The following is a 25,438-nucleotide window of genomic DNA, read 5'->3' as shown; positions in this document are numbered from 1 at the left end:
TTGAACCTATTCTACTTTCTTATTATTGTTTTTCAATAGACCTCTTGTGCAGCAATTGTTTTGGTGAAAGAACGGAAAAAGATAATAAAGTCAAAATTAAGTTAGAAGGAAGAAAAAGTTCAGCGAGTCAAGAGTAAGGTACATTAGCATAAATCTTTCATCCCAGTGTTTAGTGGCACTGGGGATTACTTCCACTTACACTCATCTGCTATCATAACAGCCTCAAAAAGATGCTTTTCAAGTTCACTTAGAGGCAAATCACTTTGTAAATAATTCCCCCAAGACTTTAGTATATCGGAAATTTCAACGCCTTCAATTATAGGGTATTCTTGGTTTTTTTTAGCGTATAGCTCTTGAGCCTGTTTGCTTACTAAAAATTCCAGCAAAGCTATAGCATTTTCTCTGTTTTTTGTGTTTTTTGTTACTGCTGCGCCGCTAACGTTCACCATTACGCCATGATCGTTACGATTAGGAAAAAAAGCCCCTAGTTTGTCTGCAACATTCTTTTTATTTTTATATTCTGATGAAAGAATTCTTGCAAAATAATAACTATTTACTATTGCAACATCTCCTTCACCAGCAGCTACAGCATAAATTTGGTCAGTATCACCACCACTTGGTTTTCTTGCCATATTACTCACAATTCCACTTACCCATTTTTTCGTCTTTTCAAAACCATTATTTGCAATCATAAAAGCAATCAATGACCGGTTATATGGACTTGTAGAAGAACGCACTAATATTTTTCCTTTCCATTTTTCATTTGCTAAATCTTCATAAGTACTTAAGTTTTTAGGATTTACTGACTCTTTATTATAAACCAATATTCTGGTTCTTTTTGTAAGGCCAAACCAATAATCTTCACTATCTCTAAATTTTGCAGGTATAACGCTTTTTAAAATCTCTGAATCTACTTGAGATAAAAGCCCTCTTTTTTTTGCCAAAATCAGGTTCACTGCATCTGCAGTTAAAAATAAGTCAGCTTCACCGCCATTTTCCATACGTGAAAGTAGCTGAGAATAATCATCAATGATGTAACGTACTTTAATGCCTGTATTTTTTGTAAATTCATCAAATAAAGTACGTACTAATTCTTCTTTACGTGATGAATAGACATTTACTACTTGTGAATCGTCAGTTCCATTGTTTCTATATAAATAGGTGATAACTATTAATACAACCGCTATTAAGGATGTGAATATAAAGGCTTTTTTCATATTGGATAAAAAATAACTTCTTTCAGTTAAAGATACTCAAATAGCGCAATCTTAGCAAGTGTAAAATTCGTTAGATGTAGCTAATATAATTTGGATTTACCGAAGTCAATGTATGAAATAATCGAAATTGTCATTCCAGCGCGTGACGCTAGGCCATAAAACCTACTTGACAAACTCCGCCAGCCCCCTTATCATGAAACTGAAGGTATTCAGTTATCTTCATCTGTGCAGATTAAACAGCAAGAAAACAACGTAGTTGGCGTCTTATTTTTAATTTTTTGCACTATGTGCACCTTATGTCTTCACAACATTTCTGGGTTTTTACCTATATAAGCTGAAACGCGCTTATAAGTCGTTTAAGACAGTATAGTACGCCAATTTGCAGGATTAGAGAGTGACAACTAGCTAACACGTGATTTCTTTTGCCTTTTTTTCTGCTTAGTAAATTTCTTAAACATTTATGACTAAAGGTTAGTTGCAATAAAAAGCAACTGAGTGGCGGTTATTAAACGTTTAAAACATAAAAAACGCCAATGTTTTAAAATAGATATTAGTCGGGGCTTCTTTTGCCTTTTTTTTCGTTTAGCAAATTTCTTAAATATTTAGGGCTAAACGACAACCGTCATCCCTGTAAAGGTCAAGTATCCCGCTACTTGTTAGCGGGATCTGGAGATACCACGGCGGTATGACGTAGGGAAATCTTACTTATTATAGCTATAGTTCTACATGAATTACAAAAGTAATATTTACTAGATCTTAATATTTTAGATCTATATTTTAATAAATAATGAGCTGTAATTAGTATGAATGATCCATTTAAAAGTGAGAACTATAAAAAAAATCTCGACTCCTTGATAGAAGCTATAAAGCTGAAAAATATTGGTGAACAATATAATAAAACAGTGAGAGATTTATCCCAGACATTAGAGAGTTTTACAGATAAGGCAGAAGATGTAGCTAAGTTTGTTATATATAGTGACTTGAATAATTATATAGAACCAGTGAACAAAAAGCCATCAGGTTTTTTTGGAATATTCAAGGAAACATTTAATAAAATCTTGGGAAAAGATGCTTCAATTCAGGATAACGATATAAGAAATTTTGCTAATGATAAATTGCCCAGTCTTGCTGAAAAAATAACATTCGAATACCTAAATGTTTTAAAGAAAATTTCAGATTTAGAGCAAAGTAAAAAAAATCAGGAGGAACATAGATTGTATGGAGTGAACTTAGAGGATAGAACAGCGTCAAAGCAAGAAGAAAATCCTTTATATGAGCTACAAGCAGGAGATTCAGGCTATGGAAGTTCATTAAATGAAGAGCATGAATATGAAGACATATCAAATTATCAAGAGAAGAAGAGTAAAATTTTAATAGAAAATTCGCAGAGTTCAAAATCGCCCAAAGAAGAGCCAATTTATGCAACAGTTTCTAAAGAACATATAGAAGCAAGAAGAGAACGTAAGCAGAAACAACAACCTCAATCCCTCGTACTACCAAAACCACCAAGAGCACCGCAAGTGCCAAAAAAAATGTTTACTACTGGTCAAGAAGTTAGACAAGAATCGAAAGTGGTAGTCAAAGATAAACCTGCAGTACCGCCAAAGCCTAAAAATCTAAGCCGTGCTGATCAAAAAGTAAGCACAGAGCCAAAAGTAGTAGAAGTAATTCTTAAAAAATCAGCTGAAAGTAAACCTACAGTACCACTAAAATCTGAAAATCAAGACAATAGGAAATCAGCACAAAAAGCTGCTGGTAAGGCGATACCAAAAGTAGCAGCAGCTACTATGAAAGGAGGAGCTAATCGCGAGATAGACAGTAAAGTAAAGGCATTAAAAGAAAAATTTGAGCAAAATCAAGCAAAAGGAAATGCTAATGTACGGCTTGCTGAAAGCAAAACTACCCCAGCAGCACAAGCGGATATCGGTGTAAAGAAAAAACAATCTCATTCATTTCTAACAGAGAATAAAAGATCTGCAACGAAACACATACCAGCAAAATCTGATCCAAAATCTCATGTCAGCAAAAATCCTCCTTCCACACAAGTAAGTGTTAAGGAAATGGTTGCACAAATTGAGAAAGGAAAAGGAGGAAGATAGTAACATTTGGGAAAAAACATATGTGTCAAGTCAAGAGATTGTGAGCAAACTTAGGTGTATTAAATAGGACTTGATCTGACACTTAAAATAAGTAAGTTATAAAATAATAAAAGAAAGGAGTGTTAGAAATGAGTGCAATACAAACAAAAATACTAAAACCAAAGCTAGGGTTATTAGAGCTAGCAAAACAACTAGGAAATGTATCTCAAGCATGCAAAGTGATGGGATACTCAAGAGATACATTTTATCGGTTTAAGGAGTTATATGAAAATGGAGGAGAGGAAGCATTACATGAAATAAGTAAGAAAAAACCGCTATTAGCGAACAGTGTAAAAGACAAGATTTAATGTGACAGACAAGAATTAACTGACAGAAGAATTGAGGTAGTCAAAACTAATATCAGGCTCTTGTTTAATGCTACTAATGTTTTTCTGAAAAGCAATATATTTACTATCAAAAAACGTTTGCATAGGTGTTTTGCCATAGCAATACTTACCCGAGGGGAGTGTTAAATAAACTGTGTCAAACCGCATTTTTAGTTCAACTCAATTTTCAATCTGCCAGGAAAGAAAACATCAAGTTGAGAGATAGTTAATGCCCAATCATGTACAGGCATCGTCCACTTTTCCTCTGCCTTCTTTATAGCACAATATACCTGCTTATACAAGGCATTTATGCTGGTAAATGAGCCTTTGGTCTTAGTGAATTTCCTAATTTGCCTATGTAGCCCCTCTATGGGATTGGTGGTGTAGATTATCCTCCTAACTGGACCAGAATACTTAAAATAACCAGACAAGTTTTCCCAATTATTCTGCCAAGATTTTATAACCATAGGGTACTTTGTGCCCCATTTTTCATCCAATTCCAACAGATAATTCTCGGTAATTTCCTTGCTTGAAGCTTGATATACCTTCTTTAAATCGCTCAAAAAACTCTTCGCATCTTTACTGGCCACATACTTCAGTGAGTTGCGTATCTGATGCACTATACACATCTGCACTTCCGCATTAGGAAAGACACTGTTTATAGCTGCAGGAAAGCTTTTCAGCCCATCAACGCAGGCAATAAGGATATCTTCTACTCCTCTTTCTTTGAGGTCATTTAGCACTCCCAACCAGAAGTTAGCTCCTTCACTTTCAGCCAAATAAAAACCTAATACTTCTTTTTTGCCATTTTGATCTATGCCTAATATGTTATACATGCATTTACTTACGCAATGCCCGTCCTCTTTGACTTTAAAAAACATGCCATCCATGAAAACTATCGGATATACAGACTGCAGCGGGCGACTACGCCATTCGTTGATTACTGGTAGCAATTTGTCAGTAATACTTGATATCTCTGCCGCCGATATTTTGTGATCATAAATTTCCTCAACATGTGACACTATATCTCTATAGCCCATACCACTGGCAAATGTGCTCAAAATCTTCGTTTCAAGCTCTGGATGTAAGTTTGTTTGCCTTTTTTTGACTATTTGTGGTTCGAAACTTCCTTCCCTATCTCTTGGCGTCAAAAGCTCAAATGACCCTGCGCTTGTACGTAAAGTCTTTGCATTCCTCCCATTTCTTCGATTATTCTCTTCGCTTTCAGCCGACAAGTGGTTTTCTATTTCACCTTCCAGGCTTACCTCCAGCAACTTTTTTATAAACGGTGTTAATGCTCCATCTCTTCCTGTCAACGGTCTTCCTTCTCGTATAGACGACAGGATATTTGTTTCTAATTCTTTATAATCTACCAAACCGGTAGTTCTGTTTACTACTTTCTGACTCATTGTCAAACCTCCATTTTTTTATATCAATTTATTACTTTTTTTTCGGTTTGACACAGTTTATTTAACACTCCCTACCCGAGTGAGGCCTTGTCTCATTATAAGAACGCAACCAATAATCAACATCAATCTGTAGATCTTCCAAAGAATTGTAGATTTTCTTTCTAAAGATAATATTGTAACACTCATCTTGCATGGTTCTATGAAATCTTTCACATATGCCATTGGTTTGTGGAGAGTTGGCTTTGGTTCTAGAATGATCGATATTTTCGATTCCCAAATATAACTGATAAGCGTGATTTTCTGGCTTGCCACAATACTCTGTACCCCTATCAGTTAGAATGCGTAATAATGGAATTTTCTGCTCATCAAAAAATGGAATAACTCTATCGTTGAGGAGGTCTGCAGCTGTAATAGCTGTTCTGTCCGTGTAAAGTTTAACCATTGCAACTCTCGAATAAGTATCAACAAAAGTCTGCTGATAAATTAGCCCTATACCTTTGATATTGCCCACATAATAGGTATCTTGAGAACCCAAATAACCTGGATGTTGTGTCTCAATTTCACCATGAGCTTCCCTTTGTTCTTTAACTTTTTCTAAAGCTGTAAGTTGTTCTTCAGTTAAAATGATTCCTTCTTAAGCTACTTTTGTCTCTAGCGCTTTAAGTCTCTTTTTGAGAGTTTCAAGGTCATTTCTTAGCCATACAGACCTTACTCCTCCCTGAGAAATTATTATACCTCTTTTTCTCAGTTCATTTGCAGCTCTTTCTTGCCCATATGCTGGAAATTCTGTTGCTATACCAATCACTGCTCTTTCTATATCGTCGGAAACTCTGTTCGCTAATAGCGGTTTTTTCTTACTTATTTCATGTAATGCTTCCTCTCCTCCATTTTCATATAACTCCTTAAACCGATAAAATGTATCTCTTGAGTATCCCATCACTTTGCATGCTTGAGATACATTTCCTAGTTGTTTTGCTAGCTCTAATAACCCTAGCTTTGGTTTTAGTATTTTTGTTTGTATTGTACTCATTTCTAACACTCCTTTCTTTTATTATTTTATAACTTACTTATTTTAAGTGTCAGATCAAGTCCTATTTAATACACTTTATAAATATCACAAGAACCTTTCAGAAGAAGAAAAATTTAAAGCTATACAAAATGTCAAGAATATTCATGAACTAGTAGATGAATATGAAGACCATGGATGGATGTTTCAATTTAAATATAAAGGTACACTTTATAAATATCACAAGGACCTTTCAGAAGATGAAAAATTTCAAACTATACAAAATGCCAGGAAGCTTTGCGAACTAGTAGATGAATATGAAGACCATGGATCGATGTTTAGTTTTAAATACAAAGGTACAACTGGTAGTATATACCGCAAGGACCTTTCAGAAGATGAAAAATTTCAAACTATACAAAATGCCAGGAAGCTTTGCGAACTAGTAGATGAATATGAAGACCATGGATCGATGTTTAGTTTTAAATACAAAGGTACAACTGGTAGTATATACCGCAAGGACCTTTCAGAAGATGAAAAATTTCAAATTATACAACGTGTCAAGAATTCTGGACTAGATGAATATGAAGACCGTGGATGGATGTTTCAATTTAAATATAAAGGTACACTTTATAAATATCACAAGAACCTTTCAGAAGAAGAAAAATTTAAAGCTATACAAAATGTCAAGAATATTCATGAACTAGTAGATGAATATGAAGACCATGGGTCGATGTTTAGTTTTAAATACAAAGGAACCAATTATGATATACAACACAAGGGTTATCTTTCAGCAGAAGAAGAAAAACTTCAATTTATCAAAGACATTAAGAACTCTCATGAATCGCTCATTAGTGAACGTTATAGATTAAATGAAGGGCAATTAAGTCAGAATGCAACTGTAGTAATTTCTATTGATGAAAATAAGGAGATAAGTCAAATGTATTTTCATAATCCCGACAAGAATATATCTAAATGGTTAGATAAGACACTTATAAGCAGAAGTAAGCCTGAACAAGATGTGGATGAAGTAGACCATACAGAAGGAAAAGAACCTGAACCAGAATCAGGAAAAGAACCCAAAGAGGATGTAAGCAGAAGTAAGCCTGAACAAGATGTGGATGAAGTAGATCATACAGAAGGAAAAGAACCAGAAGAGGATACTCAGCAACCCAGTAATTTCTTATCCAATATTTTTTCAGCAATTAAATCCGTTATTGATTCTATCTCATCATTCTTTTCATGGTTATTTGGGTCTAAAGAGGAAGAACAATCTGATAACAACCTTTCTTTGCTTAACTTATCAGAAGAACAATCCGATGACAATCTTTCTTTGCTTAAACCTGATGTTAATCACGATGCTGACGAAAACTACGTAGGCAATTACTCACTATGTAATCATGATTATCACCAACATGATGACCTAATATAGTAAAATAACGAACTTTTATCCCCTACCCTTCTAGTTGTATTTATAACTTTGCAGATATGGGAAGCGATAAAGGGCACTTAAACAACTAGATAAAAAACTAGGTGGATCATTCTGAAATTCTTGCATTTTTTGTCTATAATTTTGTAAAGAAATAACTTTTACTTTATCATAATCAAGTTTCCAGAAAGAGAGTGGTATTACTTAAATAATTAGATAAAAAACCAGGTGGATCATTCGGAAATTCTTGCATTTTTGTCCATAATTTTGTTAAACAACTTCCCTTTTGGTCATGTCAAACCAAATTTCTTTTTCACACCACCTTTTAAGCCACTGATGACAGCTTTGTTAGTTTTTGTCATAATACGATCAAATACTCCCAATAACCTCTTTAATAGGTTTGGAGTTAGCGAAGAGATAAGATCAACAGATACGTTATTGTTTTTGTCATCACCACTTGCTTTATAGTCTATTGAAACGATTCCCCTACTTTTCCCGCCAGTAAGAAGTTTCCCAATTATAGGAATTTTTAACAAAGATTTATTAATTGAATATGCTGGTATTACCTGTCCTTCAACTTGGAATTTATAATTTCTAATGTCGAGCTTACCGCTAGTGCTAATGCCTAATTCCGCCCCTTCAAGCCAAGATTCTTCAATTTCGACAGAGCCATCTTTGTATGAGAAAGGTACATTACATTTATAAAAGTATACACCTTCATCCTTTATAGCATTTACAATACCAGGAAGCGAAGACATCGATAATAAAGTAGTGAGTAGTGGAGCATCTTTGATATAAAAATTACTAATAGATAACATGCCATAATGTTCTTCATTTTCTCTTTGAGGAGATAGATAAAGAGAAAGTTTACCATTTTTGACTGATTTACTAATGCCTAAGGAACGCGAAAGTATACCTGCATTATCCGCATATATTTCGAGCCCTATTCCACTGTATTCCGCTAGTATGTTGCTGCTATCTTCTAGAAACTGTCCTGTAAATTGACTTCCATTGCAATTACCTTTAGTACAGGTTACATTCAGCTTAGCATTTTTGATAACGACGCCTTCTTTCATAATTACATTGTCAACATTCATACTAATTTCTATATCTTTGTTTAATCCATTATTGTTTTTGCCAAGCAAGCCTAAAATATCACTCAAATTGATTTTCTCACCATAAATAGTTATGGCATTTTTTTCCTTACCTGATTCAATTTCTATACTAAAATCATTATCAGGCAATTTAAAACTACTAGAATTTAAATATAAATTTCCATTTCCTACTCTTCCGCTGAATTTTATATCTAGGTCATTTCCTATAACATCTAATTTGTCTATTAACAATTCATCGGCACCTTTTAATTTTACAGAGAACAAAACTTTATTGTGATCTTCAAAACGATTTTTCCACCCAAAATAACTTGAACGTGATTCAAGCTCTGATAAATCCATATTACCATTAACATGTCCCGTCTTATCTTGATTTATCACCGATTCTATATTTGTATTGACATAGCCACCTATATTTTCATCAAAATCAAGTATTTGAGCGGGTAAATCTCCGGTCAAATTCCAGGCAAAACTTTCATTCCTATTGCTACTTTTCAGGTCAAATAATAGCTGTGTGTTATTCACCATACCACTACCATTTAAATCTATAAAGTCACTGCCAAAACTAAGCTTAATGTCATATTTACCAAGACTTGCATTATAGACGGCCAAATTGTCAATTTCAGAATGAAAATTTGCTGAGAAGTCTACTTTTTTGTCATCAGCATTTAGATTAAAAATGCGAAAATTAAATACAGATTTTGCCATTCCACTTACTTTATCCCTTTCAACCTTCACCACATCATCCAGCTTAAATCTTATAGGCTCATATAAACCATACGCATCACTTACAGCTTGGCCATTAATGGTTAGAACTGAATTTTCCTTATTGAGAGATTTCATTTCAATATCACCACCATTAATAGTGAAATTCTGAAACTTAGCGCTATTTACAGTAATCTCAAGATCGTTATTCTTGATGATCAAATCACCCTTTAGTCCCTTTACTTGCTCAAAATCTTCATCAAATTTTACGCTACCATTTTCTATATCAGCAACAATTACAATGTCTGACAGATCGTCATCAACCAAATTGTTAATTTTGCCATTGAAACTTACAATGGTATTTAAAACATCCCCATTAATATTATCACAATACCAGCTTCTAAATTTACTATTCACTACACCATCTGGTACATAAGTACATAAATCCTTTGCAGCAAACTTGCTAATATTAATTCTAAGCAAAGCATGACTTGTACTAAAGTTCATCTTGCCTATTAAAGAGAGATACGTGTCATTTAACTTAAAATGGAAGTTTTTTACACTAATAATTCCATCACTATATGTTAAATTTATATTTACATTAGTTAAGGCCAAATTTTTGTTCAAATAATTTTCTGTATTCAATACGTATATATTTCCATCTACAATTTCATCCTTTTTATTAATTTTCACTGAGAAGCTTCCTTTGAATCCTATATTTTTGTCCAAATTGTAGCTTTTAACTAATGTAGAAAACTCGCTCAATAGTCCCAATTTTAGATTATAAAATGTCCCGTATACATTTAGCAAATTGTTGCGATTTTTTATCGTAATTGATAAATCATCCAAAAATCCCTTTCCATCTTTTGTATTCACATGAATATCTAAAACATTAAAATCTTCCCCCTTCCCTATATATAATTTATCAATAAAAGATTCATCTTCTGTGCTTTTATGAATAGTGATATTAGTAAATTCAATTTTTGAATCCGCATTTAAGCCAAAAAAAAATTCCCTTATTGTTTTTAATGGATTTTTTGCACTACTTTCTTCTCTCTTGATATATAATACATGCACATTATCAGCTAAAACCTGAGAGAGATTTGTGCTAGCTTTAAATAAGGAACTTAGCTTAAAATGTATAAAAAGCTCAGGAACTTTTATAGTAAAATTAGGGTTTGCTATTGCCAAATCTGTAATGACTAAATACGGATCCTTGCCATCTTTTTGCCAAATAACTGAGGTACTCTCCATATTGACATCTGAGTCGTTAAATATTTTCAATATTTTATTCTTTACGTAAAAATTGATATAACTGACATCGATTTCTAAAGGACTCTCACTCTTTAAAAAGATAAATAAGCAGAATACGAACAATAGAACTATGGAAAGTGATATAGTGATTTTTTTAAGCATCGATTATTGCTTTTCTTGCTAAACTATCAGCCTCCTCATTATATTGATCGCCACTGTGTGCTTTAACCCACTTCCAATCAATTTCGTGTTGTGAAGCAACGCTGTCTAACTCTTTCCACAATTCCATATTTTTTACTGATTTTTTATTACTTGTTTTCCAACCATTCATTTTCCACTTATTTATCCACTCTGTTATGCCATGTTTAACATAGAGACTATCCGTATATAAATTAATATTACAAGAAAATTTTAACGCTTTCAGTCCATTGATTACTGCTGTTAACTCCATTTTATTATTTGTAGTATTTTCTTCTCTACCATAAATGTCTTTTCTATAATCTTGAAATAATATGATAGCTGCCCATCCTCCCGCTCCAGGATTACCAGAACACGCCCCATCCGTGTATATTGTCACTTCTTTCTTACTCATCTTTGTTTATATCGGTTAACAAAGTATATAGTTGCTTTTATGAAAGCACAATTTCTAAAGGTAGTTTAAGCTGCACCTTTAAATTTTATTATAGAAACAAAGAAAAGCGCAACAACTAGTGTTATTAGAAGGAAAAGTAAAAAATAGTTTTTATGTTCTTTCATAACTAAAATAAATCAATAGAACAAAAAATAATACTAGCAAACAGAAAAAATAGATAAGAAATTGAATAAGAAAACATTTTTTTCTGTGAGTTATGATTCTTATACCTCAGAATAGATATAGCATACCAAATGAAAATGCAACCTCCAAAGGTTGCCATACTTAGGTAAAATAGAGTCTTCTTCAAGAATAGAGCTGGAAGCAAGCTAGTTAGCACCAGCAAAACACTATAAATTAATATATATCTTCTTGTTTTCTTCGGGCCATAAACAATATTGAACATTGGAATTGATGCTTTTGCATAATCCTCAGATCTGTTTAAAGACAGTGCCCAAAAATGTGGAGGAGTCCACATAAAAATTACTAAAAATAAAATGAAACTTTCCCAACTGACAGAATTAGTCACAGCTGCCCAGCCAATCATTGGAGGAAAAGCACCTGCTGCACCACCGATAACGATATTCTGTGGAGTACGCCTTTTTAGCCAAATTGTATATACGAAAACGTAAAATAATATGCTAAATGCAAGCAAAGCAGCAGAAATATAGTTTACTGCTATTGCCATGATAAATACTGACAATATTCCAAGAGTTATACCAAATTCAAGCGCACTTTCTGCAAGAATTCTTCCTGAGGGTATAGGGCGGTTTTTTGTCCTTTCCATGAGCAGATCTATGTCTTTGTCATACCACATATTTATAGCACCTGCAGATCCTGAGCCAAGAGCAACACATATAAGAGATATTAGTGCTAGAAAAGGGTGCATACTACCTGGTGCAGTAACCATACCAGCAACTGCAGTAAATACCACAAGATACATTATCCTTGGCTTCAGCAAACGCCAAAAATCCAGTATTGTTGATTCAACATTTAGCAAAACACTTGTGTACATTCTATTTTACCACTGGTGGCTTTTCGAAAGTATGAAAAGGCGGTGGTGAAGATACTGTCCATTCCAAGGTGTCACCTTCCCAAGGATTATCTCCAGCTTTTTTGCCCCATTTAAAGAGATGTATAACTATAAACACAAAAAACATAACTGAAACAAAGGACATATATGAGCCAATTGAGGATATATAATTCCAAGGGATAAACGCATCAGGATAATCAGGTATACGCCTTGGCATACCAGCTAATCCTAAGAAATGTTGAGGTAAAAAAGTGATATTGGTGCTAATAAAAGTGAGCCAGAAGTGTATTTGACCTAAGCGCTCATTATATTGTTTACCCGACATTTTACCGATCCAATAATAAAAGCCAGCAAAAGCTCCAAATAATGCAGCAAGTGACATGACATAATGGAAGTGAGCAACAACATAGTAGGTATCATGCAGAAGCTTATCTATTCCACCATGAGAAAGAATTATTCCCGTTATGCCACCGCCAACAAACATGAAAATAAAACCTAGTGCAAATAGCATAGGGGTCTTAAACTCAATTGCTCCACCCCACATAGTTGCAATCCAGCTAAAGACTTTTACACCAGTTATAACACCGATAAAAATTGTGGTAGTGCTAAAAAATGCAGCAGCGTCAGCACTAAGCCCAACAGTGAACATATGATGAGCCCAAACCATAAAGCCAAATACTGCTATACCTATCATTGCATAAACCATCCCTATGTAACCAAATACAGGTCTGTGAGAAAAAGTTGATACAACCTGACTTATGATGCCAAATGCAGGAAAAATAATTACGTAAACTTCTGGATGACCAAAAAACCAAAATAGATGTTGAAATAACACAGGATCTCCGCCACCGGCAGGATCAAAAAAGGAAGTACCAACATTGCGATCAGTAAGAAGCATAGTTATAGCACCGGCAAGCACTGGTAAGGCAACAATCAACATAAATGCTGTTAGCAAGACAGACCAAACAAACAGTGGCATCTTAGTTAATGACATTCCTTTTGTGCGCATGTTAAATATAGTAACTATAAAGTTGATCGCCCCAACAATTGACGACATACCAGCAACATGAAGTGCAAGTATAGCAATGTCAACTCCCGCACTTGGATGGAACATAACCTGTGATAAAGGTGGATATAAAGTCCAACCTGTACCTGGACCTTCACCAATAAACACTGAGAGAATGAGCAAAATAAAAGATGACACTAATAACCAAAAACTTAAATTATTCATACGAGGAAATGCCATATCTGGTGCACCAATCATGAGAGGTACAAACCAGTTACCAAATCCTCCCATGAGGGCTGGCATTATCATAAAAAACACCATTATCAATGCATGCCCTGTAACCATTACGTTATATAATTGATAATTATTGTTAAGTATATTAATGTGCATTAGCTGAGTGCGAATAATCACCGATAATAATCCACCGATAATTCCAGCTAATATGGAAAAAATAATGTACAGTGTCCCTATGTCTTTATGATTAGTGGAAAACAACCAACGCCTTATGCCCTTTGGTACATCACTCATATCTATACTCCAAATTTAACTCACTAATTTTTTATTTTCAATCCACTTATTAAAATCTTCTTTGCTTACTGCTTCAACAACAATTGGCATAAATCCATGACCTTGACCACATAATTCGTAGCACTGCCCGTAATAAACACCGGGCTTTTTAATATTAAACCACGCCTCATTCAGTCTACCTGGTATCGCATCAATTTTTACACCGAAAGCCGGTACCCCCCAACTGTGTATCACATCTCCTGCTGTAACTTGTAAACGAACGTTAGTATTAATGGGTAAAACAATGTTGTTATCAACAGAGAATAACTTTAAATCTCCTTCAATAAAGTCTTCTTTTCCCTTAATATAACTATCAAATGACACACCTTGATATTCCGGATATTGGTAGCTCCAATACCATTGATGGCCAATAATTTTCAGTGTTATATCAGCTTTTGGTATTTCTTCCTGTAGCTTTAGTAATTTAGCGTTTTCAAAGGCTAATATTCCAACAATAATCGTCGGTATAACAAACCAAACAATTTCTAAAAGGATATTATGATTAGTTTTACTTATATTTGTTACTTTGCTTTTACGAAAGCGGAATATTATATAAGCAAGTAATACCCACACAAAAAGCATTATTGCAATCATTACAACCATCACAAACGAATGTGACCTAACTACAGCCTCCATTACTTCAGTTGCAGGAGCAGGAAATCCAAATTGCCAGGAAGTAGGAGCAGAGGCAACAGATATATTTGAGTAAAATATTATCAATAGTGCAAATAACTTCACCATATCTTTTGTTTGTTTGCTATAAAACTAAATGATATACTGTATAATAGTATATATAAACTTACTATGCAAATAGAGATTAGTAATGGTTAATAATTTTTTAGCATTCAACAAGTATAATAGTACAATACTAATTTGAGTAAAAAAGCATTTACATAAATCTATTGTAAGTAAAAATATTATAATATTTTAAATTAAGTATTTACTTTAAGTAAATTCTATAATAAGTTTAATAGTGTCTGTTACTGCTAATAACCCTCTAGCCTCACACCTAAAAGCAGTAACAGACACTATTAAACTTTATGACAAGTTTATAATCTGTAAGATCAAAATCTTAAAAGTTTCTTTATTTTATTATACATTGCAGTTTGTTAATTAACTTTTAATGCCTATGGTAGCATTTACAGCTTGGACCAAAGGTTTACGCATTATAGAAAATAATTATAAAAAAACACACTATATTTGTATACCATACAAACTTTTTTCATTCTGCATAGCTGAGTTACTAGATTCTGTAAACGAAATCTTTAGAGAAGCCAAATAGAGCTACCTTTCTATAAAAGACCTATCGACTGTTGCAATTATAGGCGTAAACAAGAATGATAAAAGAGTACGGGATTGAGTAACTATGTACACTTCTGCTGGCATACCAGGGTATAGGTATACATTTTTAAATTGAGCAAGCTCTGACTTTGGTATCACTACACGCACTGAATAATAACGCCCTAGTCTTGGATCATCAAGAGCATCAGGAGAAATATGGCTTACTATACCACTAATTAAACTTAAACGACGTGCACTGTAAGCACTCAGCCGGACTTTAACCTTTAGCCCTTCTAGCCCATCAATAGAGACTATGTTGCTATCTTTCTTTTGTGCTGACAGTACCTCTTCTATGTTTCTGGTCTGAATTTTAGCATCTATTATTAGGTCATCATCCGATGGCACTACGCTCATGATTGGAACTCCAGATTGTATAACACCACCTTCAGTATGGTATTTTATATCTGTGACTATCCCATCTTGAGGGGATTTAATTATTGTACGTGCTAATGAATCTTCAGCAACCATCAGCCTCTCTTTCAAGTCTGCAATAGACGTACTAACTTCCTTAAGTTCAGCGTTTGCTCTTTCTTGAGAATCATTTCTCACGTTTATAATTTCTAATTCGTTCTCTCCAATTTTTTGCTGCACTTGAGATATTGCAGAACGGTAATGTCCAACTCTGCCTTCAATTTCAGCAAACTGTTTTTCTAAAGCTAAAATGTGTGGTTTGCTTATATGGCCACTATCAAGTAATTGTCTTTTTGTTTCCAACTCCTCAGTTATCAGGTCATATTGCTTATGAGCTGCATTTAGTTGAAAGTTTAGCCCAGCTAATTCATCATTTAACTGCTTTATACGTTGTTGCAGTATGTCTGTTTTTCCCAATATGCTCTTTCTCTGAGAGTTGAACAACTTTACTTGATTCTTTATCGCTTTATTTACAAGTTCATCGTGAGATAATTTTTTAACCTCATCAGGAAACTCGAGCGTGTCTAAATCTCCTCTGATTGCAATAAGCCTTGCTTCTGTTGCTAAAAATGATAAGAGCTTCTCTTTGATAATACTTAAATTCGCCTTCTCGTTAACATCACTCAACAAAACTAGAGGCTCATCTTTTTTCACTGCTTGGCTCTCTTCGACTAAAATTTTGCTTATTATTCCTCCGCCCAAGTGTTGAACTATTTTCCTATTTGAAGATACAATAACTTCTCCACTTGCATGCACCGCACCGTCAATTGGAGCTATAGCCGACCAAATACCGCCTATCCCAAAAAAGATGAGTATTACTACCAGACCAAAAAATAGTGGTCCCCATGTTACTCTCAGAACTTCATTTACGTTATTACTTTCGCGTTTTAAAATAAAATTTATCACTTCATCAATCAATGCAAACGTCTTATCCAAAAATTTTGGGTACTTCTTCTTTTTATTTCTTGCTCCTTGCATATTTATATTATCACTATGGCCAATCAGGCCTGTCAAAGAAAATCCAGCGCTAAGCTTTTTTAACTTACTTATCATAATACTACTGTGAATTTGTGTTAACTCAAGATAACACACAAAAACAAAGAATCTATAATTTAGGCATTCCATTTAGACTGCAGAGCACCAGAATAAACTATTTAGTAACAATTCCTGCATCAACTATGTTTTTAAAATTTTTTGACGTTTAACTTTATTATAACTTTTCCTTTATTTTGTGAATATCTGAGTTACTTATATTATGTAAGAAATCTATTGCCAACCAGTCGACATTCTGTTAGGAATTAAGATAATATAAAGTTATTATGTTTAGATTGGAAAGCAGAAAGTTCCTGATCACTGGCGCATCAGGCGGAATAGGGCAAGCAATTGTAAAAATTATGCACAAAGCCGGAGCAACTTTATGTGTTTCTGGCACAAAAAAAGAAGTGCTTGAAGAAGTTGCTAAACAATATGAAAAAAATATGCACATACTCCCTTGTGACTTATCAAATGCTGAGGAAGTAAATCAACTAGTAAATAGAGCAAGTGAGTTGATGGAAGGCTTTGACGGGCTTATATGCAATGCGGGCATTACGCGAGACAGTTTATTATTGAGAATGACAGATGAAGCATGGCAAAAAGTAATTGATATTAACTTGAGCTCTACATTTAAGCTGAGTAGAGAAGCATGTAAGAGACTAATTAAGAATAATTGGGGAAGAATTATAAATATTTCCTCAATAATAGGGCTGACAGGAAACGCCGGGCAAGCAAATTATGCAGCGTCTAAAGCTGGAATAATAGCTATGAGCAAATCTATAGCAAAAGAAGTTGCAAGTCGTAATATAACAGTAAATTGTATTGCTCCTGGGTTTATAGATACTAAAATGACTGAAGTTTTAAATGAAGGACAAAAGGGAAAAATATTAGATAATATTCCAATGAAAAGAATGGGAACAGGGGAAGAAATAGCAGCAGGGGTCTTATTTTTAGCAAGTGATGAAGCAAAATATATAACAGGGCATGTGCTTAACATTAATGGTGGGTTATTTATGTAGCAACACTTATGTGGACAAATTATAATTTTTACTTTAAAATAAAAATATGTGTAGGTTTAGGTTTGCATTTGCGTTAATTTATTATTTAAAGGCAAGAAAATGAGCTCTATAATAAAAAGGTTTTTTATTGTTTTTTGTATAGTATTACTTTTCTCTTTTTCAGGTTATGCAGATACCTCTGGTGCTAGCAATGCTGATATGGATGACACAACTAAAGTAATATGCAATATTATTGGTTATGTTTGGGGAATAGGCGGCCCACTTATGACGGTAGTAATAATTGGCGCAGCTCTGCTTGCAATATTTGGCAGGATGCCGTGGCCAGCCCTCTTTGCTCTAGGCATGTTCTGTGGTGTATTTTTTGGCGCTAAAACTATCATAACGAAAATTATGCCCAACGTAAGTGATGAAGCAAAAGCTATGTTGGAAAAGTGTGGAAAATAACCCATAAAAGTGCAGAAATGCTTTTTTGTTATCCATTAAATCGCTTCATATCTTCAACTTGCAACAAATAAGGACTATTCTTTGGTAGAGTTTTAACAGCTAGTTCAGCATATTTTGTAAATTGCTTTAAATCACCTTCAATACAAGCCTTTTTTGTCAAGGCAAAATAATGCATTGCCGTATCAGCTTCACATTTATATGCAATGCTTAAATATTTCCAGACAAAAGCGTTATTTGGTTCTACATTCAAAATCTGCTCCAGGTAAAAAATCGCCTTTTTTGCATCACCGTGTAATAATAAAGTATGAGATAATGCAAGTTTCACTAAATAACTGTTTTTCTCAGATAAATACCTAAGCGATTCCTCATACATTTTTATTGCTTCACTTAAATTTCCGGCCTTGTATAGCATTTCTGCTTTTAATTCATATAGGTATGGGTCATTGCGTGACTCTTGAATCAATGAATTAACTTTAGCAATAGCCTCTTCTATCTTTCCTTGCCTATAGCAAACTATAGCATTTACATACTCAGAATTATTTTCATATTTATTAGATAACACATGAATAGGAGCAAAGAAAGAGTCTAGCTTTGCAACCACACGCTCAAACTTTAGTAACTTATCCGCAAAAATTGGTTTTACGTTGTTTTTGACCTTATAATTTTGTACAGCAAATATGCGTTTCTCACTAAGTGGGTGAGTGCGGAAATATTCCTCAGTGTTCTCATGCTCAATACTTTTAAAATAATCAAAAATCTCTTTCATACCTGAATTATCATAGCCAGATTCATCAAGGTACCTTAAAGCATAGCTATCTGCTACACTTTCTTGCTCTTGAGAATAGTTAAAAAATAGCCTTGAACTGAGTGCTACACCACTAAGCAAAATTGCACCAGCAACCTGAGGGTTAATGATAATACTAGAAACTAATCCTACCATATAACTAATCATTGCTATCGATTGAAAATAACCCATAGCACTACTCATTTGCAATATATGACCAGCAGATATGTGAGCAATCTCATGTGCTAATATACCAAGCAGGACATAAGGTTTAGCCGAGTATTGTAAAAGTCCTAAATGAATGAAGATACTGTTGTTGTTAATTACAAAAGCATTAATCGAATTATCATTAATTATAAAAACTTTCATTCGGTCACTATCAATGTTTGCAGCGAAAAATAAAGGTTGCGCTAGCTCTTTCACTATTGCTTCCACTTCACTATCTCTAATAATGTTAATAGAGTAAGCATTATTATAATATGCAAAAAAGAACAATAAGGTCAAAAACTTAGCAATTCTAAACATGGAAATTCTGTGCTTGTATAATTTATAGGAATTCTATATTTTAACACTTAAATTATATAAATTTATAAACGCTAGTTTAATTTTTTAACGTAACTGATAAGTTTGTCGATGGTAGTTAACTTAATTTTATGTTGTTCAGCAAATTTAAGTAACTGAGGTAAGCGCATCATAGAGCCATCATCATTCACCAATTCACACCCTACAGCTGCATGATTAAAGCCAACTAACTTTGCTATTTCAACACTTGCTTCAGTATGACCATTACGTGCTAAAACCCCACCATCATTTGCAATAATAGGAAAAACATGCCCAGGAGTAATAATATCATCTTTAGTACTCTTTTCATCAATGGCGATAAGTATCGTATGTGTCCTATCATGAGCAGAAACACCTGTTGTAATGCCATAACGCGCATCAATTGATATAGTAAATGCAGTATGAGGAGTAAGCTTTTCATCCACATTACTTCTCTTCATAAACTCAAGATTTAATTTATTCATATGAAGCTTTGTCATAGCCAAAAATACAATGCCAGTACCATACCTAACCATAAAAGCCATATGTTCTGGTTTTACTTTTTCAGCTAAGACAACCAAATCACCTTCATTCTCTCTATTTTCATCATCAACTAAAATGAATAATTTACCGGAACGAGCATCCTCTAATACATCTTCCACAGAAGAAATACCGGGTAGACTCATTGAAGCATAAGTGGCCTGTACCATAATAATTTACTTAAATTCAATCTTAACTATTTTATACAATTTCTCTCCATTTGGCACTGTCACTTCCACATACTCACCGACTTTTTTGCCGATTAAGGCACTCCCGAGTGGTGAACTAGTAGATATTAACTGCTTTGAAACATCAGCTTCATATTCGCCTACAATCTTATAAACATATTCCACTTCACCGTTATTATCACTTAACATGCTTAATGTCACAGTTGCACCAAACATTACTGAATCACCAGACAAATTTTTTACTTCTATTACTTCCGCATGTGAGAGCTTACTTTCTATCTCCATTATACGGCCTTCAATAAAACCTAACCTTTCCCGTGCTGCATGATACTCTGCATTTTCAGACAAATCACCTTGATCACGAGCATCAGAAATAGCCTGTATCACAGAAGGTTTTTCTTCCTTTAATTTTTCAAGTTCGGCTTGCATATTCTCAAAACCTTCCCTCGTCATAGGAAATTTATTAATAATGGATGAAGCCATAATCACCACCTAAACGCAATTAAATTGAGTAACAAAATTACTCACAATATTAAAAATATCACCTTTTATATCATCACTCATGTCATTTGACAACTTTTTTAAAACCCCAGGGTGCACAGTATGAAAATAATTAATAAGATCATGTTCAAATTTATTAATGTAACTTATTTGTATTTTACTTAACTGATTATATAGGTTAGAAAAAATATACATCAGCACTACCTGCTCTTCTATTGACATAGGTAAATGTTGTTTTTGCTTTAATAACTCGACAAGATATTTACCCTTATTCAAGGATAATTGAACACTAGCATCAAGATCAGAACCAAATTTTGCAAAATCCTCTAATTCTCTATACTGAGCTAAACTTAGCTTTATAGAACCAGCAACTTTTTTCACAGACTTCAATTGTGCAGCAGAACCAACCCGTGAAACTGATAAACCTATATTTACTGCAGGTCGAAATCCTTTATAAAATAATTCAGACTCAAGAAAGATCTGCCCATCGGTAATTGAAATAACATTTGTTGGCACATATGCAGATACATCACCAGCTTGAGTTTCGACAATTGGCAAAGCAGTTAAAGACCCCTGCCCTTTTTCATCAGACATTTTAGCAGCTCTCTCAAGCAAGCGAGAATGTACATAGAATATATCTCCAGGGTAAGCTTCACGACCAGGAGGACGTCTGAGCAATAAAGACATCTGCCTATATGCCACAGCATGCTTAGATAAATCATCATATACAATCAAACAATGCATTCCATTGTCACGGAAAAACTCCCCAATAGTGCAACCAGCATAAGGTGCTAAAAATTGCATAGGCGCGCAGTCAGATGCACTAGCCACAACTACAGTTGTATACTCTAATGCTCCGCTTTCTTTCAGCTTATTTACCACTTTTGCTACTGTTGAAATTTTTTGTCCAATAGCAACATAAACACAGTAAATTTTTTGATTTTCGTTTACCTCATCGTTAATCTTCTTCTGATTGATAATAGTATCAAGCGCAATAGTAGTTTTACCAATTTGTCTATCGCCAATAATTAATTCACGCTGCCCTCTACCTATTGGAATTAGCAAATCTATAATTTTAATTCCTGTTTGCAGTGGCTCATGCACAGACTTACGATCAATAATGCCTGGCGCTTTAGATTCTATATCCATTCTGTTTTTGGCTCTAATTTCCCCACCGTCGTCTATAGGATGGCCCAACGCATTTACAACTCTCCCTAATAATTCATGCCCTATAGGCACCTGCACAACATCACCACTACATTTTACAACGTCCCCTTCTTTCACATCACGGTCATTACCAAGCACAACTATTCCAGCCGTATCATGATCTAAATCAAGAACTATTCCTTCTACACCGCTTGCAAAAAATATCTTTTCACCGAATTTTGCTTTTTCCAGCCCATAAACCAATGCGATACCATCTGTTACTGAAATTACTTCACCTATATTTTCCCGCTTTATAGGATTATCAAACGTCTCAACTTTTTCCCTTATTACACTTGCTATCTCAGAGACATTCATACTGTTCTTCATACAAAATTCCTTACTTTTAATATTTCCATTTTACTTAAGTCAACTAACCTATCTAAGTAACTTTTTAGCGAAGCATCGATCAAATTAAAACCATACCTAACTATGAAGCCACCTAGTATAGAAGGGTCAACCACATTGCTTACTTTTATTATTTGACCAAGAAAGCTCAAAGATTCAGTAATTATTTTTATATCAGATTCCTTTAAAGCTTCTGCTGACTTTATAGTAATTTCGAATTCATTTTCATTTTCTTTTGCAAGACTTAAGAATTTTTCTAATATAAGGATCAATAAACTAGAGCGTTTGTTTGTAAATATAACCATAATAAATTTTACTAAATTTTCACTCAAGTGCTCATTTATAGAAAGCATCACTTCTTTTTTGTGTGCAAAAGAAATCATAGGATGAGATAGGTACACAAAAATATCACGTTGATCCTTAAAAAAAGCCAATAAAAATTCTACTTCTTTCCTTATAATACCTAACCTGCTTCCTGAGACATGAAACAGCACTCTAGCGTAAGATGAAACTAAATTATTGTATTGGGTCTTTTTCATATTAAATCCAGTAAATCTAAATTAATTCAGCTACAAATCTTCCATTCTTCAATCCAAGCATTTTTTATATAAACAGGTCCTCTCTTTAAGGAAAGAAAACATAAATCATATCTGACTGAATAATCTAAAAAACTAAGGTTTGTACTTAAGAAATACTTAGAAGAATTTATAATAGACTGACATTGAAGATGAGATATCGGTATTTCTTTTCCAAGTAAACTTGTTTTAACTTCTATAAAAATCAGCTCCTTTTTTTTAGATACAATTAAGTCAATTTCACCGAACTTACAACGGTAACGGCGTTTTATAACATTATACCATTTCAGCTTTAAACATACCAAAACTAACAATTCACCAAAGTAACCTACAAAGTAGCGTAACCTACTTACCATAAGAAGAACAATTAACTTTGTGTAACTACTTTGCCTCCTTCTCTATTTTTACTATAAACCTTACCTCTTGCTGCAATATCCCTATTAACCAGTTCTATCACTGCCATTGAAGCGCAATCACCCTTTCGAGTGCTAAATTTTATTATTCTAGAATACCCACCTTTACGATCTTGATAACGGCTGGCTAAGACGTTTAATAACTTATCAACTGCTAACTTACTATTATGAAGGCGTGAAAGCAAAAGTCTTCTACCATGTAAAGTATTCTTATTCTTAGCAATTGTAATAAACTTTTCGACATATGGACGGAGTTCCTTAGCTTTTGGTAAAGTAGTTACAATCTGCTCATGGTTAATTAATGAGATAGATAGATTCTTTAACGTCGATAATCTATGTTCAGTGCAACGAGATAGTTTACGTTTTTTTATTCCATGTTTCATATATCACCTAATCTTCATCAGTATGTTGTTTAGCCAACTCATCTATATCCTTAGGCGGCCAGTTTAGCACATTCATACCCAAAGACAAGCCAAAATTAGCCAAAACTGCCTTAATCTCATTCAAAGACTTCCTGCCAAAATTAGCAGTTCTTAACATTTCACCTTCTGTCTTTTGCACAAGATCACCTATATAAGTGATGTTTTCGTTTTTCAGACAGTTATGAGACCTGACAGATAATTCCATTTCATCTACCTTACGCAATAAGACAGGGTCATAACCCAAATCTTTAGCACCACTAGACGAAGAAACCTGCGATTTTTTATAACTTACATCAGAACTAATAAAGGGCTGAAGTTGCTCCTGTAATATTCTTGCAGCAAAGTCAACAGCTTGACTTGGAGAGATTGTACCATCAGTTTCAATTGACAATATCAGCTTATCCTTATCAGTCACTTGGCCAACACGACTATTCTCTACCCTGTACGAAACCCTGTTGACAGGGCTATACAAAGCATTAACTGGAATAAAACCAATTAAATCCTGTTCACTCATAAGCTTCAAAAGTTCATTTTCTTTATACTTAGTTACAGGAAGATAACCTTTTCCGCTAGCCACATATATGGTCATGTTAAGCTCTACATTTTGCCCCAGCGTACATATTAACAAATCTTTATTAACAATAGAGCATTGATCATCAGTTTCTATCATCCCAGCTAATACCTGGCAAGGCCCTTTAGCGTTTAAATTTAAGCATTTATTAGAAGCACCATTTAATTTACACCTCAACATGCCCATATTTAATACTATATCAGTTACGTCTTCTCTTACCCCTTGAATTGAAGTAAACTCATGAGTTACACCTTCAATTTTTATTCCATAAACAGCACTACCTTTAAGAGAAGATAACATTACACGTCTTAATGCATTACCTAATGTTAAAGCAAAACCACTTTCCAACGGTTCTAGGACTATATCACTTTTTTCACTTGAATCATCTGATATTACCTTAACTGAACTAGGTTTAATCAATTTATCTAAATTGCTACAGAGAGAAACATCATTATTATAATACATAAAACAACCTTTTCAAATATCCTATACTCTTCTTTTTTTTCTTAACCTGCACCCATTATGAGGAATTGCGGTTTTATCTGCAATTGAAGTCACAGTCAACCCACAGCTCTGAAGTGCTTTAACCGCAGCTTCGGTACCAAAGCCAGGACCACGAATTATTACAGAGACAACCTTCATACCAAATCTCTCCTTTGCATTCTTCGCAGCAGCCTCCGTAGCCTTACCTGCAGCATAAGGTGTGGATTTTCTCGAACCTGAAAAACCACATGCACCCACAGAAGTTTGACATAGCGTATTACCATGAACATCAGTTACATTTACAAAAGTATTATTAAAAGTTGCACGAATATGAACAACACCAGTAATAAACTCCTTTGTACTCTTACCAACCGTTTTGACTTTTTTCATTAAAACTCACAATAATAATAAATTTTATTTTTTTCCAGCAATAGGCAACCGAGATCTACCTTTACGAGTCTTAGCATTAGTATGAGTCCTTTGCCCTCTCACAGGTAAACCTTTTCTATGTCTCACTCCTCTATAGCATCCCATTTCCACTAAAGATTTTATGTTCATAGCCACTTCTTTTCTGAGCTCACCTTCTATAACATAATTTTGTCTAATGAAACTGCTGATCTTTTCTATATCTTCATCTCGTAATTCTGAAACACGTTTGCGCTTATCAACTTCACAAGCGTGACAAATTACATTCGCAGTAGCAATACCTATACCATATATATAAGTTAATGCAAAAGGAACACATTTCCTCACTGGAATATTTATGCCTGCAATACGTGCCACTGGTACC

At 34.1% G+C, this 25,438-nt stretch carries 22 protein-coding genes and 3 pseudogenes; 5 read left to right on the top strand and 20 right to left on the bottom strand.

The features are described 5' to 3' along the window. Window positions 1–185 precede the first annotated feature (185 nt). Window positions 186–1,217 (bottom strand): extracellular solute-binding protein, encoded by a 1,032-nt coding sequence (locus ACE38O_RS02530; protein ID WP_374698983.1) that lies wholly within the window; start codon window positions 1,215–1,217, stop codon window positions 186–188. Between the two features lie 803 nt (window positions 1,218–2,020). Between ACE38O_RS02530 and ACE38O_RS02525 the strand changes: the two genes are divergently transcribed. Together ACE38O_RS02525 and ACE38O_RS02520 are read left to right on the top strand one after the other, a co-directional pair. After that, window positions 2,021–3,316 carry a hypothetical protein gene (locus tag ACE38O_RS02525; protein WP_374698982.1) on the top strand — a complete coding sequence of 432 codons (1,296 nt, stop codon included), beginning with the start codon at window positions 2,021–2,023 and terminating at the stop codon, window positions 3,314–3,316. 128 nt (window positions 3,317–3,444) lie between these two features. Continuing rightward, a pseudogene (locus ACE38O_RS02520) lies at window positions 3,445–3,660 on the top strand (helix-turn-helix domain-containing protein); the annotation flags it as partial. A gap of 18 nt (window positions 3,661–3,678) precedes the next feature. Here the strand turns inward: ACE38O_RS02520 and ACE38O_RS02515 are convergent. The 3 genes and pseudogenes from ACE38O_RS02515 to ACE38O_RS02505 form a co-directional block, all read right to left on the bottom strand. Next, window positions 3,679–3,816: pseudogene (locus ACE38O_RS02515) on the bottom strand (IS481 family transposase); the annotation flags it as partial. A 35-nt stretch (window positions 3,817–3,851) separates the two neighbouring features. Beyond that, window positions 3,852–5,090, bottom strand: a complete 1,239-nt coding sequence (locus tag ACE38O_RS02510; RefSeq protein WP_374698228.1) for an IS256-like element ISWpi15 family transposase — start codon at window positions 5,088–5,090, stop codon at window positions 3,852–3,854. Between the two features lie 64 nt (window positions 5,091–5,154). Then, window positions 5,155–6,120: pseudogene (locus ACE38O_RS02505) on the bottom strand (IS481 family transposase); the annotation flags it as partial. 46 nt (window positions 6,121–6,166) lie between these two features. Here ACE38O_RS02505 and ACE38O_RS02500 point away from each other — a divergent pair. Further along, entirely contained in the window at window positions 6,167–7,525 is a 1,359-nt protein-coding gene (locus tag ACE38O_RS02500) for a hypothetical protein (RefSeq protein ID WP_374698981.1), read from the top strand. 287 nt (window positions 7,526–7,812) lie between these two features. Here ACE38O_RS02500 and ACE38O_RS02495 read toward each other — a convergent pair whose 3' ends face one another. From ACE38O_RS02495 to ACE38O_RS02470, 6 genes are all read right to left on the bottom strand, one after another. After that, on the bottom strand, window positions 7,813–10,755 hold the full coding sequence (locus tag ACE38O_RS02495; protein WP_374698980.1) for an AsmA-like C-terminal domain-containing protein: 2,943 nt from the start codon (window positions 10,753–10,755) through the stop codon (window positions 7,813–7,815). Then, window positions 10,748–11,185: a ribonuclease HI gene (gene rnhA / locus ACE38O_RS02490; RefSeq protein WP_374698979.1), complete on the bottom strand. Its 438-nt coding sequence runs from the start codon at window positions 11,183–11,185 to the stop codon at window positions 10,748–10,750. The genes ACE38O_RS02495 and rnhA overlap by 8 nt, the downstream gene beginning before the upstream one ends. A gap of 166 nt (window positions 11,186–11,351) precedes the next feature. Next, complete coding sequence (locus ACE38O_RS02485) at window positions 11,352–12,239, bottom strand: heme o synthase (RefSeq protein ID WP_374698978.1); 888 nt, start codon at window positions 12,237–12,239, stop codon at window positions 11,352–11,354. Between the two features lies 1 nt (window position 12,240). Further along, entirely contained in the window at window positions 12,241–13,791 is a 1,551-nt protein-coding gene (ctaD, locus tag ACE38O_RS02480; RefSeq protein WP_374698977.1) for a cytochrome c oxidase subunit I, read from the bottom strand. A 15-nt stretch (window positions 13,792–13,806) separates the two neighbouring features. Continuing rightward, window positions 13,807–14,571, bottom strand: coding sequence for a cytochrome c oxidase subunit II (coxB, locus tag ACE38O_RS02475; protein WP_374698976.1), 765 nt, complete (start codon window positions 14,569–14,571; stop codon window positions 13,807–13,809). A gap of 543 nt (window positions 14,572–15,114) precedes the next feature. Further along, on the bottom strand, window positions 15,115–16,635 hold the full coding sequence (locus ACE38O_RS02470; RefSeq protein WP_374698975.1) for an HlyD family type I secretion periplasmic adaptor subunit: 1,521 nt from the start codon (window positions 16,633–16,635) through the stop codon (window positions 15,115–15,117). 266 nt (window positions 16,636–16,901) lie between these two features. On the opposite strand from ACE38O_RS02470, the gene fabG reads away from it, so the two are divergent. Both fabG and ACE38O_RS02460 read left to right on the top strand, forming a co-directional pair. Continuing rightward, entirely contained in the window at window positions 16,902–17,636 is a 735-nt protein-coding gene (gene fabG, locus ACE38O_RS02465; RefSeq protein ID WP_374698974.1) for a 3-oxoacyl-[acyl-carrier-protein] reductase, read from the top strand. Window positions 17,637–17,735: 99 nt separating this feature from the next. After that, complete coding sequence (locus ACE38O_RS02460) at window positions 17,736–18,080, top strand: TrbC/VirB2 family protein (protein WP_374698973.1); 345 nt, start codon at window positions 17,736–17,738, stop codon at window positions 18,078–18,080. Between the two features lie 28 nt (window positions 18,081–18,108). On the opposite strand, the gene ACE38O_RS02455 is transcribed toward ACE38O_RS02460, so the two are convergent. The 10 genes from ACE38O_RS02455 to rpsM form a co-directional block, all read right to left on the bottom strand. After that, on the bottom strand, window positions 18,109–19,389 hold the full coding sequence (locus ACE38O_RS02455) for a M48 family metalloprotease (RefSeq protein ID WP_374698972.1): 1,281 nt from the start codon (window positions 19,387–19,389) through the stop codon (window positions 18,109–18,111). Between the two features lie 71 nt (window positions 19,390–19,460). Then, on the bottom strand, window positions 19,461–20,114 hold the full coding sequence (ribB, locus tag ACE38O_RS02450; RefSeq protein ID WP_374698971.1) for a 3,4-dihydroxy-2-butanone-4-phosphate synthase: 654 nt from the start codon (window positions 20,112–20,114) through the stop codon (window positions 19,461–19,463). A 6-nt stretch (window positions 20,115–20,120) separates the two neighbouring features. Then, window positions 20,121–20,615 carry a transcription elongation factor GreA gene (gene greA / locus ACE38O_RS02445; protein WP_374698970.1) on the bottom strand — a complete coding sequence of 165 codons (495 nt, stop codon included), beginning with the start codon at window positions 20,613–20,615 and terminating at the stop codon, window positions 20,121–20,123. 9 nt (window positions 20,616–20,624) lie between these two features. After that, complete coding sequence (gene atpA, locus ACE38O_RS02440; protein ID WP_374698969.1) at window positions 20,625–22,166, bottom strand: F0F1 ATP synthase subunit alpha; 1,542 nt, start codon at window positions 22,164–22,166, stop codon at window positions 20,625–20,627. Beyond that, a complete protein-coding gene (gene atpH, locus ACE38O_RS02435; RefSeq protein ID WP_374698968.1) occupies window positions 22,163–22,723 on the bottom strand; it encodes an ATP synthase F1 subunit delta in 561 nt (186 codons plus the stop codon). Before atpH ends, atpA begins: the two co-directional genes overlap by 4 nt. A gap of 26 nt (window positions 22,724–22,749) precedes the next feature. Then, the gene (locus ACE38O_RS02430; RefSeq protein WP_374698967.1) at window positions 22,750–23,115 is read right to left on the bottom strand and encodes a YraN family protein; all 366 of its coding nucleotides are present in this window, start codon (window positions 23,113–23,115) and stop codon (window positions 22,750–22,752) included. 11 nt (window positions 23,116–23,126) lie between these two features. Then, entirely contained in the window at window positions 23,127–23,555 is a 429-nt protein-coding gene (gene rplQ, locus ACE38O_RS02425; RefSeq protein WP_253309077.1) for a 50S ribosomal protein L17, read from the bottom strand. 7 nt (window positions 23,556–23,562) lie between these two features. After that, a complete protein-coding gene (locus ACE38O_RS02420) occupies window positions 23,563–24,630 on the bottom strand; it encodes a DNA-directed RNA polymerase subunit alpha (RefSeq protein WP_374698966.1) in 1,068 nt (355 codons plus the stop codon). 21 nt (window positions 24,631–24,651) lie between these two features. Continuing rightward, the gene (gene rpsK, locus ACE38O_RS02415; protein WP_374698965.1) at window positions 24,652–25,038 is read right to left on the bottom strand and encodes a 30S ribosomal protein S11; all 387 of its coding nucleotides are present in this window, start codon (window positions 25,036–25,038) and stop codon (window positions 24,652–24,654) included. 24 nt (window positions 25,039–25,062) lie between these two features. After that, window positions 25,063–25,431, bottom strand: coding sequence for a 30S ribosomal protein S13 (rpsM, locus tag ACE38O_RS02410; protein WP_007550179.1), 369 nt, complete (start codon window positions 25,429–25,431; stop codon window positions 25,063–25,065). Window positions 25,432–25,438: the final 7 nt, after the last annotated feature.

It is taken from the genome of Wolbachia endosymbiont (group B) of Limnophora tigrina (assembly GCF_964263235.1).
Taxonomy (GTDB): domain Bacteria; phylum Pseudomonadota; class Alphaproteobacteria; order Rickettsiales; family Anaplasmataceae; genus Wolbachia.
The sequence above is the reverse complement of the archived record's forward strand: the minus strand, read 5'-3'. Positions and strand labels throughout refer to the sequence as shown.

Excerpts from the sequence above, each read along its gene's own strand:
- ACE38O_RS02530 (WP_374698983.1), bottom strand. The coding sequence starts at position 1,217 with ATGAAAAAAGCCTTTATATTCACATCCTTAATAGCGGTTGTATTAATA.
- ACE38O_RS02525 (WP_374698982.1), top strand. The coding sequence starts at position 2,021 with ATGAATGATCCATTTAAAAGTGAGAACTATAAAAAAAATCTCGACTCC.
- ACE38O_RS02510 (WP_374698228.1), bottom strand. The coding sequence starts at position 5,090 with ATGAGTCAGAAAGTAGTAAACAGAACTACCGGTTTGGTAGATTATAAA.
- ACE38O_RS02495 (WP_374698980.1), bottom strand. The coding sequence starts at position 10,755 with ATGCTTAAAAAAATCACTATATCACTTTCCATAGTTCTATTGTTCGTA.
- rnhA (WP_374698979.1), bottom strand. The coding sequence starts at position 11,185 with ATGAGTAAGAAAGAAGTGACAATATACACGGATGGGGCGTGTTCTGGT.
- ACE38O_RS02485 (WP_374698978.1), bottom strand. The coding sequence starts at position 12,239 with ATGTACACAAGTGTTTTGCTAAATGTTGAATCAACAATACTGGATTTT.
- ctaD (WP_374698977.1), bottom strand. The coding sequence starts at position 13,791 with ATGAGTGATGTACCAAAGGGCATAAGGCGTTGGTTGTTTTCCACTAAT.
- coxB (WP_374698976.1), bottom strand. The coding sequence starts at position 14,571 with ATGGTGAAGTTATTTGCACTATTGATAATATTTTACTCAAATATATCT.
- ACE38O_RS02470 (WP_374698975.1), bottom strand. The coding sequence starts at position 16,635 with ATGATAAGTAAGTTAAAAAAGCTTAGCGCTGGATTTTCTTTGACAGGC.
- fabG (WP_374698974.1), top strand. The coding sequence starts at position 16,902 with ATGTTTAGATTGGAAAGCAGAAAGTTCCTGATCACTGGCGCATCAGGC.
- ACE38O_RS02460 (WP_374698973.1), top strand. The coding sequence starts at position 17,736 with ATGAGCTCTATAATAAAAAGGTTTTTTATTGTTTTTTGTATAGTATTA.
- ACE38O_RS02455 (WP_374698972.1), bottom strand. The coding sequence starts at position 19,389 with ATGTTTAGAATTGCTAAGTTTTTGACCTTATTGTTCTTTTTTGCATAT.
- ribB (WP_374698971.1), bottom strand. The coding sequence starts at position 20,114 with ATGGTACAGGCCACTTATGCTTCAATGAGTCTACCCGGTATTTCTTCT.
- greA (WP_374698970.1), bottom strand. The coding sequence starts at position 20,615 with ATGGCTTCATCCATTATTAATAAATTTCCTATGACGAGGGAAGGTTTT.
- atpA (WP_374698969.1), bottom strand. The coding sequence starts at position 22,166 with ATGAAGAACAGTATGAATGTCTCTGAGATAGCAAGTGTAATAAGGGAA.
- atpH (WP_374698968.1), bottom strand. The coding sequence starts at position 22,723 with ATGAAAAAGACCCAATACAATAATTTAGTTTCATCTTACGCTAGAGTG.
- ACE38O_RS02430 (WP_374698967.1), bottom strand. The coding sequence starts at position 23,115 with ATGGTAAGTAGGTTACGCTACTTTGTAGGTTACTTTGGTGAATTGTTA.
- rplQ (WP_253309077.1), bottom strand. The coding sequence starts at position 23,555 with ATGAAACATGGAATAAAAAAACGTAAACTATCTCGTTGCACTGAACAT.
- ACE38O_RS02420 (WP_374698966.1), bottom strand. The coding sequence starts at position 24,630 with ATGTATTATAATAATGATGTTTCTCTCTGTAGCAATTTAGATAAATTG.
- rpsK (WP_374698965.1), bottom strand. The coding sequence starts at position 25,038 with ATGAAAAAAGTCAAAACGGTTGGTAAGAGTACAAAGGAGTTTATTACT.